This window comes from Mesorhizobium sp. USDA 4775, from assembly GCF_054062655.1.
On sequence record NZ_JBSSFM010000001.1, the window covers coordinates 1619221 to 1631811 of the forward strand.

The following is a 12591-nucleotide window of genomic DNA, read 5'->3' on the forward strand; positions in this document are numbered from 1 at the left end:
CTGATTTGGCAGACATCAAGGGTATATTGTTCGACAAGGACGGGACACTTGTCGACTTCAACGCGACCTGGCTCGGCGTCGCCGATTTCATGGCCATGGATGCCGCTGATGGCGACCGCTGGAAGGCCGACAGGCTGCTTGCGGCCGCCGGCTTCGATTTCGCCAGCCGGCGCTTCAAGCCCGATTCGATCTTTGCCTCGGGCACCAACATGGATGTCGTCGAGCTGTGGTTCCCGCGTCTGTCCGACGAAGACCAGATGCTGGCCGTAGCCCGCTTCAACGAGATCACCTCGGTGCAGGGCTCGGCGATGGCGGTGGCGCTGCCGGGCATCGTCGATACCTTGGCGGTGCTCCACAAAAGATCCTACCGGCTTGGCGTCGCCACCAACGATTCCACCAGCGGCGCGGAAAAGACCTTGGTCACGCTGGGCGTCGCCCAGCTGTTCGACGCCGCCTATGGCTATGACGCGGTGGCCAATCCCAAACCTGCGCCCGACACCATCCAGGCCTTTTGCGACCTCACCGGCCTGAAGCCAGCGGAGATCGCCATGGTGGGCGACAACCGCCACGATCTCGAAATGGCGCGCGCCGGCGGCTGCGGCCTGGCGGTGGGCGTGCTCTCCGGCACCGGCACGCGCGAATCGCTGGCCGGCATTGCCGACGTCGTTCTCGATTCCGTCGCCGACCTGCCGGATTTCCTGTCGACGCGGGTCAAGGAGACGGTTTGATTGCTCCCGCCAGCGCGGTCTCGGCCTCGAAACGAAAGACGCCGCTCGGCTTCAGCGTGGCATCTTTCGCGTCACCGAAATCCGGCACCTGATATTCGGCGAGCAGTCGCAGCCGGGCCAGCGGCAGGTCATGGCGACGCGGATCGCCGACCAGCACCTCGATGCCGGCTGCCAAACAGCGATCGAGGAACGGGGTAACCCGTAGAGCAACCTCGTGGCCGTAGAACACGTCGCCTGCAAGCACGAGGTCGACGGCCGGCGGCGGCCCCGTGGTGATATCCTGGTGGACGATCGTGATCTCGACGCCGTTGGCCGCCGCGTTGAGGCCGATAGCGGCAACGCCGTTGCGGTCGATCTCGGCGGCGATCACCTCGCTTGCGCCGGCCTTGGCGGCGGCAATGCCGACAATGCCCGAACCCGCCCCCAGGTCCAGCACGCGACGGCCCGCCACGGTCATCGGATTGTCGAGGATGTGGCGCGCCAGCACCGCGCCGCCGGCCCACGCATAGGCCCAGTAGGGCGGCTGCGGTTCTGGCGCATCGTCGTCCGCATCAATATCGTCTTCAGGATCGACGAGGCGTCTCAATCCGCTGCCCGGATGGGCGGTGTAGAACCGGATTTCGGGAAGCGCCGGTACAGGAACAAGGCGCATGTTCGCCTTGATGAATTCCGCCGGGTCGAGGCGCGGGCGGTTTGGCAAGTCCTTGCTTGGTCCCTCGTCGCCGAAGGGGTGGCCCCTCGCTAAAGCGCGCTGCGCTTCAGCTCTTTGTTTTGGTGCATGTCGTTCTCCCAAAACCGAGGTCACTTTTGGGCGATGTGCATCAGGCGCGCAATGCCCGCCGCAGGATCTTGCCGACCGGCGTCTTCGGCAATTCGGTCCTGAACTCGATATATTTGGGCCGCTTGTAGCCGGTCAGGTTCTCGCGGCAAAAAGCGGTGATGGCTTCCACGGTCAGGGCCGGATCCTTCTTGACGATGAACAGCTTCGGCACTTCGCCCGAATGCTCGTCCGGCACGCCGATCGCCGCGACTTCGAGCACGCCTGGATGCATGGCCACGACCTCCTCGAGTTCGTTCGGATAGACGTTGAAGCCCGAGACCAGGATCATGTCCTTCTTGCGGTCGACGATCTTGGTGTAGCCGCGCTCGTCCATGAAGCCCATGTCGCCGGACTTGAAGTAGCCGTCCTTGGTCATCACCTTGGCGGTCTCGTCAGGCCGGTTCCAGTACCCCGCCATCACCTGCGGTCCCCTGATGCAGATTTCGCCGACCTCGCCGAGCGGCAAATTGTTGCCGTCATCGTCGCGGATGGCGATTTCCGTCGAGGGCAGCGGCAGGCCGATCGTGCCGGTGAAGTCACCGGAACTGAACTTGTTGGCCGTCGCCACCGGTGACGTTTCCGAGAGGCCGTAGCCCTCAGTGACAGGGCAACCGGTCAACGCCTTCCAGCGCTCGGCGACGCCCTTCTGCACCGCCATGCCGCCGCCAAGCGTCAGCACCAGCGGCTTGAAGTCGAGTTTGCGGAAGTCCTCATTGTTGAGCAGCGCGTTGAACAGCGTGTTGAGGCCGGGAAAGATGTGGACCGGATATTTTGCCAGTTCCTTGACGAAGCCTGGAATATCGCGCGGATTGGGAATGAGCACGTTGCGAGCGCCTTGCTGCATGCCCATCAGCGCGTTCACCGTCAGCGCGAAGATATGATAGAGCGGCAGCGCGCAGATGAAGTTCGGGTGTGCGGGCTTCGGCTTGATCGTATAGGCGTCTTCCATCCACTGCGCGTTCTGCACGACATTGGAGAGCACATTGCTGTGCAGCAGCGTGGCGCCTTTCGACACGCCCGTGGTGCCGCCCGTATATTGCAGGAAGGCGACATCGTCGGCCGCAACCTTGGCCGGCTTGAAGCCAAGGCCGGCGCCGGCCTTCATCGCCGCGTTGAACTTGACATGCCCGGGCAGCGACCATGCCGGCACCATTTTCTTCACGCGGCGCACGACGAAGTTGACGATCGTGCCCTTGAGGCCGCCAAGCATGTCGCCCATGGCCGCCACCACGACATGCTTGACCGCGGTCCTGGAGACTACCGCCTGCAAGGTGTTGGCGAAGTTTTCCAGGATGACGATGGCTTGCGCGCCGGAATCCTTGAGCTGGTGCTCCAGCTCGCGCGGCGTGTAAAGCGGATTGATGTTTACCACGACATAGCCGGCGCGCAGGATGCCCATCATCGCCACCGGATATTGCAGAACGTTAGGCATCATGATGGCGACGCGCGCACCCTTTTGCAGCCCCTTCGATTGCAGATAGGCACCGAAGGCCGCCGACAACTGCTCGACATCGGCATAGCTGATGGATTTGTCCATGCAGGTGAAGGCCGGCTGGGCGGAAAACTGCTTGCAGGCGGCGACCAGGAAATCGCCGATCGAACTGTAGGGCAACGCACCGATCTCGGCCGGAACATTTTTCGGATAGCTCTTGAGCCAAGGCTTTTCGGGCAGGCCTGCGGCAAGTTCCGTAAGCGCCTTCGGCAACCGCTTGGTGTCAGCTGCCGCCGGTTTCGATGTCGGCGCTGCCTTTGCTGGCGATGCGGCCTTCGCTGCCCCGGTCTTTGTGGGAGAAGCCTTTGCAGGGGTCTTCGCCGGAGAAGTCTTCGTCGCTGAGGTCTTTGCCGGGGCGGCTTTTGCCGCCGGCTTCGCAACGGCCTTGGCGGTGGCTGCCAGTGCCGCCTTGGCAGGTCTTGCGCCTGTGCTGGCGGTCGAGGCCTTGGCACCGGCTTTACCTTGATCGTCGGCGGCGGCTGGTTTCGAGACTGCCTTTGCCGACGCTTTCACCGGCGCCTTTGATGCTTTTGCCACCCGTTCCTCCTCGACAATTCCTGTTCGCCCGTTTCGGTCGCCCATGCCGCGCCCGCCTCCGAATTGACAGAGGCGTCCTCCGTGCCGCCAGCATATCCATCTATGTATTGCCTCTATCGGCGGCGGTGCAAGTCTTGCCCTTGCGGCAGGGCGCCGAAAGATTTGCCGTCGAAAATCTTTCCCGCCGGCGACACTTGGAACCGGCATCTTTCCGCATCGATGATCGGATGAGGGCGGACGCGGCGGCCATGTCGCCATATGCCAGATCAATAAAAAAATGCGGTCGTTAATAATCTCGTGAGTGGAAAAAACTGCTAATTTTTTCTGCCATTTAGCAAAATGGCAGATTTTTTTCCTGCTTCCCGAGGGGTAAGCAAACGGGGTGTTCCAAAGCCGGAAAAACGGTGCTTATATGCGCGCTTCGCGAGCCTGATAGAGGGGCTTGGAAGAACATCAGGGAGTGCTCAATGAAAAAGAAACTCGCTTTTGCGGCCGCTTTGCTGGCCGCAAGCGTACTGAGCGGCATGGCCAATGCAAAGACGCTCGTCTATTGCTCGGAAGCGTCGCCTGCCAATTTTGATCCGGGTACCACGACCGGCGGCAACGACTTCGATGCCTCGTCGCGTACCGTCTATTCGCGTCTGGTCGAATTCAAGCATGGCGGCACCGAAGTCGAGCCCGGCCTTGCCGACAAGTGGGAGATTTCCGACGACGGCTTGGTCTACACTTTCCACCTGCATCCGGGCGTCAAGTTCCAGACCACCGACTATTTCAAGCCGACGCGTGACCTCAACGCCGACGACGTCGTTTTCTCCTTTGATCGCCAGTTCAACAAGGCGAACCCCTGGAACGGCGACAAGTATCTGCCGAACCTGACCTGGGACTACTACACCGGCATGGACATGCCGAAATACGTCGCCAAGTGGGAAAAGGTCGATGACCTTACCGTCAAGTTGACGCTGACCGAGCCCAACGCGCCGATGCTGGCCAACCTTGGCATGGACTTCGCCTCGATCGTGTCGAAGGAATATGCCGACCAGCTGGAGAAGTCCGGCAAGATGGCCGATTTCTCGACCAAGCCGATCGGCACTGGTCCGTTCCAGTTCGTCGACTACCAGCTGGATTCGGTCATCCGCTACGCGGCTCACCCGGATTATTTCAAGGGCAAGGAAAAGATCGACGATCTCGTCTTCGCCATCACGCCTGACGCCACCGCCCGCACCCAGAAGGTGCTCGCCGGGGAATGCGACATCGCGCCCTATCCGAACCCGGCCGACATCGCCACCATCAAGGCCAACAAGGACGTGACCCTGATGGATCAGGCCGGCCTGAACATCGGCTATATGAGCTACAACACCACCATCCCGCCGCTCGACAAGCCTGAGGTGCGCCATGCGCTCAACCAGGCGATCGATCGGGAATCGCTGATCAAGTCGCTGTTCCAGGATGCAGGCGCCACGCCTGCCGAAAACCTGATCCCGCCGACCATGTGGTCGTGGAACAAGGATGTGAAGACCGACGCCTACAATCCGGAAGCGGCCAAGAAGGTGCTGGCCGACGCCGGCCTGAAGGAAATCCAGCTCTGGGCATCCGACCGCGTTCGCCCGTACAACCCGAACTTCCAGCGCGCCGCCGAACTGATCCAGGCCGACTGGGCCAAGGTCGGTGTCAAGGCGGAGATCGTCAACTACGAGTGGACCAAGTATCGCTCGGAAGGCAAGAAGAAGGACCGTCCCGGTGCGTTCCAGATCGGCTGGACCGGCGACAATGGCGATCCGGACAACTTCTTCGCCACCCTGTTCGCCTGCTCCGCCATCGGCGTCTCGAACTACTCCAGCTGGTGCGACAAGGACTTCGAGGATCTGATCCAGAAAGCCAAGAAGACCAGCGACCAGGCCGAGCGCACCAAGCTCTACGAACAGGCGCAGGTGATCTTCGCCAAGGAAGCGCCCGCCTTCCTGCTGGTCCACAGCCAAGTCTACGCGGTCGTGCGCAACAATGTCAGCGGTTTCAAGATGGATCCGCTCGGCATTCACCGCTTCGACGGCGTTGACAAGGCCGAATAAGACTATAGAGCGGGGCGGCGCAATGAAGCGCCGCCCCCTACATCATGCTAAAATATATCCTCCACCGAATTGCACTTTTGATCCCGACGCTTGTCGGCATCACGATCTGCGCCTTTGCGTTCGTCAGGCTGCTGCCCGGCGATCCTATTCTTGCCATGGCCGGTGAACACGGTGTGGCGCCGGCGCGTTATGAAGAGCTGAAGGAGCAGTTCGGCTACAATCTGCCGATCTGGCAGCAATACACACGCTATGTCGGTGAGGTCGTGACCGGCGATTTCGGCGTCTCGATTTCGTCCAAGCGCCCGGTGCTCGAAGAGTTCAAGACGCTCTTCCCTGCGACGCTGGAACTGTCGTTCTTTGCCATGATCTTCGCCATGGTACTGGGCATTCCGGCCGGCATCTTCGCGGCGGTCAAGCGCGGCTCCTGGTTCGATCAGTCGCTGATGGGCACCGCGCTCGTCGGCTATTCCATGCCGATCTTCTGGTGGGGCCTGCTGCTGATCATCTTCTTCTCCGGTTACCTCGGCTGGACGCCGGTCAATGGCCGCATCGACCTGCAGTACTTCTTCAAGCCGATCACCGGTTTCATGACCATCGACACCTTGCTCTACGGCAAATGGGATGCATTCCGCTCGGTATTGCGCCATCTGGTGCTGCCGACAATTGTGCTCGGTACCATTCCGCTGGCGGTGATAGCGCGCCAGACGCGCTCCGCCATGCTTGAAGTGCTGGGCGAGGATTATGTACGGACTGCCCGAGCCAAAGGCCTCTCGTCGGCCCGAGTCATCGGTGTGCATGCTCTGCGCAACGCACTCATCCCGGTGGTCACCACAATCGGCCTGCAGGTTAGCACGCTGCTCGCCGGCGCCATCCTTACCGAAACGATCTTCTCGTGGCCAGGCATCGGCAGGTGGATGGTCGAATCCATATCCAAGCGCGATTATGTTGTCGTGCAGTCTGGCCTGCTGTTGATTGCGCTTATCGTCATGGCCGTGAATCTGATCGTTGACGTGCTCTATGCCGTTATCAACCCACGCATAAGGGCGGCGTGATGAGCCAGTCGACCGAAATCGCGCCGATGGCCGCCGGCAACCCGGATCGCCTCACCGGTCTCAGGACCTTTTGGTATTATTTCTCGGTGAACCGGGGCGCCGTTATAGGCCTGTTCGTCTTCGTCCTTTTGGTGCTGGCGGCGCTCTTTGCGCCGCTGCTGGCCCCCTACGCGCCAGACATCCAGGACAAGACCGCATTCTTGCGGCCGCCTGCATGGCAGGCAGGCGGCAGCTCGCAATATCTGCTCGGCACCGATCCGGTCGGGCGCGACATCCTTTCGCGCCTGCTCTATGGCGCGCGCTTCTCGCTGCTGATCGGCGCGGTCGTGGTCTCGCTGGCGCTCATCGGCGGCATCACGCTCGGCCTGCTGGCCGGCTATTTCCGCGGCTGGGTCGACGTGGCGATCATGCGCGTCATGGACCTCATCCTGGCCTTCCCGTCGCTGTTGCTGGCGCTGGTGATGGTCACCATCCTCGGTCCCGGCCTGTTCAATGCGATGCTGGCCATCGCGCTCGTGCTGCAGCCGCATTTCGCGCGCCTTGTGCGCGCCGCGGTGATGGCGGAGAAGAGCCGCGAATATGTCGTGGCGGCGAAGGTCGCCGGCGCCGGGCACCTCAGGCTGATGCTTCGCACTATCCTGCCCAATTGCCTGGGACCGCTGATCGTCCAGGGCACCTTGTCTTTCTCCAACGCCATCCTCGAAGCGGCCGCCCTCGGCTTCCTCGGCCTCGGTGCCCAGCCGCCGACGCCCGAATGGGGCACGATGCTCGCCTCGGCGCGTGAATTCATCCTGCGCGCCTGGTGGGTGGTGACCTTCCCAGGCCTGGCGATCCTGATCACCGTGCTTGCCATCAATCTGATCGGCGACGGTCTGCGCGATGCGCTCGATCCGAAATTGAGGAGGTCGTGATGGCGCTGCTGGACATCCAGAACCTCGTCGTCGAATTCCAGACCGCATCAGGTATGTTCCGGGCGGTCGATGGCGTTTCCTTGCATGTCGACGAGAGCGAAGTGCTGGCGATCGTCGGCGAATCCGGTTCCGGCAAGTCGGTCTCGATGCTGGCGGTGATGGGCCTTTTGCCATGGACCGCCAAGGTCACCGCCGACCGCATGAGCTTCAATGGCCGCGATCTGCTGAAGCTGAGCCCTGCCGAGCGGCGCAAGATCGTCGGCAAGGACATGTCTATGATCTTCCAGGAGCCGATGGCCAGCCTCAATCCCTGCTTCACCGTCGGCTTCCAGATCGAGGAGGTGCTGCGTTTCCATATGGGCATGGACGGTGCGCAGCGCCGGGAGCGCGCCATCGAACTCCTCACGCAGGTCGGCATTGCCGAGCCGGCGGAACGGCTGAACTCGTTCCCGCACCAAATGTCCGGGCGGCCAATGCCAGCGCGTCATGATCGCCATTGCCATTGCCTGCAATCCAAAGCTTTTGATCGCTGACGAGCCGACCACCGCGCTCGACGTCACCATCCAGAAGCAGATCCTCGATCTCCTGGTCTCGCTGCAGGCCAAATACGGCATGGGCCTGATCATGATCACCCACAATATGGGCGTGGTGGCCGAGACCGCCGATCGCGTCATCGTCCAGTACAAGGGCCGCAAGATGGAAGAGGCCGACGTGCTGTCGCTGTTTGAATCGCCGATGAGCAATTACACCCGCGCGCTTTTGTCGGCGCTGCCGGAGAATGCCGTGGGCGACCGGCTGCCGACCGTCTCCGACATGCTGTTCGAGCCGGCGCCCTCGGGAGCCGCCGCATGAGCATCAAGGTCGTCGAAGGCAAGAATATCGTGCGCGACTACCATGTCGGCGGCGGGCTGTTTCGCGCGCAGCGCACCGTGCATGCGGTCAAGGGCGTTTCCTTCAGTGTCGACAAGGGCAAGACGCTGGCCATCGTCGGTGAAAGCGGCTGCGGCAAGTCGACGCTTGCCCGCATCATCACGCTGATCGATCCCGCGACTTCGGGCGAACTGTTCATCGACGGCAACAAGGTCGACATCGCCAGGGGCGGATTGACCAAGGAGATGCGCCGCAAGGTGCAGATCGTCTTCCAGAACCCGTACGGCTCGCTCAACCCGCGCCAGAAGATCGGCGACGTGCTGGGAGAACCGCTGCTCATCAACACCGACAAGCCGGCCGAGGAACGGCGCGACCTCGCCATGAAGATGCTGAAGAAGGTCGGCCTCGGACCCGAGCACTACAACCGCTACCCGCACATGTTTTCGGGCGGCCAGCGCCAGCGTATCGCCATCGCCCGTGCGCTGATGCTCAACCCCAGCCTGCTGGTGCTGGACGAGCCGGTCTCCGCGCTTGATCTGTCTGTGCAGGCGCAGGTGCTCAACCTGCTCGCCGACCTGCAGGATGAGTTCCAGCTGACCTATGTCTTCATCAGCCACGATCTCTCCGTGGTGCGCTACATCGCCGACGACGTGATGGTGATGTATTTCGGCGAAGCGGTCGAATATGGCTCGCGCGAAGAGGTCTTTTCCGACCCCAAGCACAGCTACACCAAGACGCTGTTTGCCGCGACGCCGCGCGCCGACGTCGCCTCGATCAAGGCAAGATTGGCGAAGAAGAAGGCGGCGGCCTGAGACTGCTGGCCGCAGCCATCAGGCCACCTTCATCGATCAGGACAGCCTGGCGATAATCGCACGCAACGCCTCGCCGAATTTGTGCACTTCCTCGACCGTGTTGTAGTGCACCAGCGAGGCGCGGATGGCGCCGCTGTCCATCGACAAATTGAGGCGCTTCATCAGCCGCGGCGCATACATGTGGCCGTCGCGGATGCCGATCTGCATCTCGGCCATTTCCTCGACGATCCGCTGCGGTGACAGTCTGTCGATGTTGAAGCAGAAGGTCGGCACGCGCTCGTTGATGCGGGCTTCGTCAGCAACACCGTAGATGGTCGCGCCGCAACCTTTCAGCACGGCAAGCATCTCGCGCGTCAGAAGCAGCTCATAGTCGCGGATGGCGCCCATGCCGGCGACGATGTTTTCGCGCCGCGAGCGGTTGTTGGATGGAGCCAGATTGCGGCCGATCAGTTCCAGATACTGCACGGCGGCATCCATGCCCGAGACATTCTCGTAGATGAAGGTGCCCGCCTCGACCTTGTAGGGCGGTTCGTCGGGGATGAAATCCTCGCGGAAGGTCGGCAGCCGCTTGAGCGTTTCGAAGCGGCCCCAGAGAAAACCCATATGCGGCGAGAAATTCTTGTAGCCGGAGCAGACGAGATAGTCGCAATCCCAGGCCTGCACGTCGATCAGCCCGTGCGGACCGTAATGCACGCAGTCGAGGAACACTTCCGCGCCGGCTGCATGCGCGATCTCGGCCACCGAGGCGACATCGACGATCGAGCCGATCGAATGCGCCGTCACCGTGCAGGCGACGAGGCGGGTGCGCTCGGAAACCAGTGGGCGCAGATCATCGACATGCAGATTGCCGTCCTCGCGCATGCGCCACCATTTGAACTTGGCGCCGACGGATTCCAGCGCCAGCCAGGTGGCGATGTTGGCGTCATGGTCCATGTCGGTGATGATGATCTCGTCTCGCCCCCCATCCATGTCTTTGGCGAGCATCTGGCCGATGCCGAGGCTGACGAGCCGGATGAACGAGGTGGCGTTCATGCCGAAGCAGATTTCCGCCGGGCTATAGGCATTGATCAGCAGCGCCACGCTTGTCCGGGCGTCGGCGACGGACTGATCGACGGTGACGCTGCGGCCATAGCGGCCGCCACGCTGCACATTGTGCGAAACCAGATGGTTGGTCACCGCGTCGAGCACGCTTTGCGGGATCTGCGCGCCGGCGGCATTGTCCATGAAGATGAAATCGCCGGCCCGCTGCAGGGCGGGAAACATGGCGCGGATAGTGTCGACGGGGAACGCTGAGGCGTTCGCATTGTCGGTCTGGTGCTTGTTCACGGGTTACGCTCCTGCGAAGAATTTGGCGGGTGGAGATCGGTTGGCGAGGTCAGCGCGCCTTCTCGGTCTTGAAGCGGTCTTCAAGCAGGCTGACGAGGCGCACCATCGGCCAAAGGAAAATGAGATAGACCAGTGCGGCGCCGATCAGCGGCGAGGGGTTGGCGTAGAGCGACTGGGCGTTGGTCGCTTCCTTCAGGAGTTCCGGCAACGCCACGGTCGAGGCGAGCGAGGTGTCCTTGAACATCGAGACGCAATTGCTGGTCATCGGCGGGATGACCACGCGGATCGCCTGCGGCAGCACGACCTTGCGCAAGGTCAAGAGGAACGGCAGGCCAAGCGCCTGCGACGCCTCAAACTGGCCTTTCGGAATGCTTTCGATACCGGAGCGGAACACTTCGGCCGAATAGGCCGACATGATGAAGGCGAAGGCCGTCACGGCGGACGCCCAGGACGACAGGCGGATGCCGAGGAAGGGCAGCGCGTAATAGATCAGGATCAGCACCACCAGCACCGGCAGCGCGCGAAAAATGTCGGTGTAGCCGACCGCCAGCCAGCGCACCGGCTTCGGCGCATAGAGCCGCAGCAGGCTGATCACCAGGCCGATGGGGATGCCTATGCCGATGCTCAAAATGCCAAGCAGCAGCGTGTTCAGGAAGCCGCGCAGCAGCGCCGGCAGGCTGGACATGATGACATCGGGATTGAAGAAGGTGTCGATCAGCGACATGGGAGCGTTCCCGAACCCCAAAGCCAGGGGTGCTCAAAGTTAAGACCAATCGACCTCGCCATGGCGAGACGGTCCGCGCGGCAGCGGCGCCGGAGCGGGAAATGAATCGTGCCGGCCTGGAAAGCCGGCACGATTTCAGTGCATCTCCGCTCAGGCCTTCGGCAGCGGCATTTCCTTGACGGTCGAGGAATCGGCCGGCGCGTCGCTGCCGAACCATTTCTTGTGGATCGCGGCCAGCGTGCCGTCCTTCTTCATCGCGGTCAGCGCGTCGTTGAGCTTGCCGAGCAGCGGATGGTCCTTGGTCATCATCAGGCCGTACTGTTCGCCGGTCTTGATGCGCTGCTTGACCTTCAGATCCTTCATCTTGGTGAAGGAGTATTCCATGCCCGGAATGTCGCTGACGGCAGCGTCGACGCGGCCGGCGCTGAGGTCGAGCAAAAGGTTCTGCTGTGTGTCATAGCCCTTCACATCGCTGAAGCCGTCGGCTTCCTGATGCGCCTTGACCCAGGTCTCGCCGGTCGAGCCGGACAGCACGCCGACGATCTTGCCCTTGAGGTCGGCTTCGGTGTTAACAGCGCTGTCGGTCTTGGTGGCAATGCCCATGTCGGAATCATAATAGGGCTGGGTGAAAGACTGCGACTTCAGCCGCTCGGCCGTGATGGTGATCGACGAGATGGCGACGTCGATGCGCTTCGACGTGGTGGCCGCGAACAGCGCCTGGAAGCCGAGATCGGCGATATCGGTGGTCATGCCGATGCGCTTGGCCGCTTCGTTGACGATGTCGACTTCAAAACCCTCGAAAGTGCCGCTCTCGTTCTTGTACTCGAAGGGCGGATTGGTCGGGTAGGCGCCGACATTGAGCACATCGGCGGCATAAGCCGTGGCGGGGCCGGCGGCAATGCCGATGGCAGCGGCGAGCAGGATGAGATTGCGACGTGTCAGGTTCATGGTGTTCCCTCTGGGGTATCCCCTCTGGTTGTTGATCGGGCGGGGCTCGCCCCGCACGGTTTCTTGCCGTCCCGCCTCCCAGCGGGGCGTCAATTCATGGCAGCGACCTGCGCGCGCGGTTGGCGATGGTCTCTGTTTGCGGATCACGGATCTGGCGGCGCCCGCCGTCGGAAGCACAGCGTGCGCTGGATGATGACTGGGGCAGCATGAACGACAAGGACTGAACCCCCCAAAGCACCACGATGGATTGGCCGGTAACCCCTGTGGCACGGCCGCCGTCATCGATCTTGAATGCTTATCCAAAG

The 12591-nt window shown here is 62.0% G+C and carries 10 protein-coding genes and 1 pseudogene; 6 read left to right on the plus strand and 5 right to left on the minus strand.

The genetic code is table 11. The features are described from left to right. Positions 1-5 precede the first annotated feature (5 nt). Positions 6-728 (plus strand): HAD family hydrolase, encoded by a 723-nt coding sequence (locus ACVILI_RS08025; protein WP_038651935.1) that lies wholly within the window; start codon positions 6-8, stop codon positions 726-728. Here the strand turns inward: ACVILI_RS08025 and ACVILI_RS08030 are convergent. Together ACVILI_RS08030 and ACVILI_RS08035 are read right to left on the minus strand one after the other, a co-directional pair. Beyond that, positions 712-1533, minus strand: a complete 822-nt coding sequence (locus ACVILI_RS08030) for a class I SAM-dependent methyltransferase (protein WP_240564590.1) — start codon at positions 1531-1533, stop codon at positions 712-714. The genes ACVILI_RS08025 and ACVILI_RS08030 overlap by 17 nt on opposite strands. Positions 1534-1549: 16 nt before the next feature. Beyond that, positions 1550-3577 carry a long-chain fatty acid--CoA ligase gene (locus ACVILI_RS08035; RefSeq protein ID WP_038653790.1) on the minus strand — a complete coding sequence of 676 codons (2028 nt, stop codon included), beginning with the start codon at positions 3575-3577 and terminating at the stop codon, positions 1550-1552. Between the two features lie 467 nt (positions 3578-4044). Here ACVILI_RS08035 and ACVILI_RS08040 point away from each other — a divergent pair, with 467 nt between their 5' ends. From ACVILI_RS08040 to ACVILI_RS08060, 5 genes and pseudogenes are all read left to right on the plus strand, one after another. Continuing rightward, positions 4045-5643: an ABC transporter substrate-binding protein gene (locus ACVILI_RS08040; RefSeq protein ID WP_038651939.1), complete on the plus strand. Its 1599-nt coding sequence runs from the start codon at positions 4045-4047 to the stop codon at positions 5641-5643. A 44-nt stretch (positions 5644-5687) separates the two neighbouring features. Further along, positions 5688-6695: an ABC transporter permease subunit gene (locus ACVILI_RS08045; RefSeq protein WP_038651941.1), complete on the plus strand. Its 1008-nt coding sequence runs from the start codon at positions 5688-5690 to the stop codon at positions 6693-6695. Continuing rightward, positions 6695-7606, plus strand: coding sequence for an ABC transporter permease subunit (locus tag ACVILI_RS08050; protein ID WP_019862982.1), 912 nt, complete (start codon positions 6695-6697; stop codon positions 7604-7606). Before ACVILI_RS08045 ends, ACVILI_RS08050 begins: the two co-directional genes overlap by 1 nt. Further along, positions 7606-8458: pseudogene (locus ACVILI_RS08055) on the plus strand (ABC transporter ATP-binding protein). The gene ACVILI_RS08050 and the pseudogene ACVILI_RS08055 overlap by 1 nt, the downstream one beginning before the upstream one ends. Next, positions 8455-9288, plus strand: a complete 834-nt coding sequence (locus tag ACVILI_RS08060; protein WP_038651943.1) for a dipeptide ABC transporter ATP-binding protein — start codon at positions 8455-8457, stop codon at positions 9286-9288. Before ACVILI_RS08055 ends, ACVILI_RS08060 begins: the two are co-directional and overlap by 4 nt. 36 nt (positions 9289-9324) lie before the next feature. Here the strand turns inward: ACVILI_RS08060 and ACVILI_RS08065 are convergent, their stop codons facing one another. From ACVILI_RS08065 to ACVILI_RS08075, 3 genes are all read right to left on the minus strand, one after another. Next, positions 9325-10614: a cysteine desulfurase-like protein gene (locus tag ACVILI_RS08065; RefSeq protein WP_038651944.1), complete on the minus strand. Its 1290-nt coding sequence runs from the start codon at positions 10612-10614 to the stop codon at positions 9325-9327. Positions 10615-10663: 49 nt separating this feature from the next. Then, the gene (locus ACVILI_RS08070) at positions 10664-11338 is read right to left on the minus strand and encodes an amino acid ABC transporter permease (RefSeq protein WP_019862987.1); all 675 of its coding nucleotides are present in this window, start codon (positions 11336-11338) and stop codon (positions 10664-10666) included. Between the two features lie 150 nt (positions 11339-11488). Further along, entirely contained in the window at positions 11489-12286 is a 798-nt protein-coding gene (locus ACVILI_RS08075; protein WP_019862988.1) for an ABC transporter substrate-binding protein, read from the minus strand. Between the last annotated feature and the right edge of the window lie 305 nt (positions 12287-12591).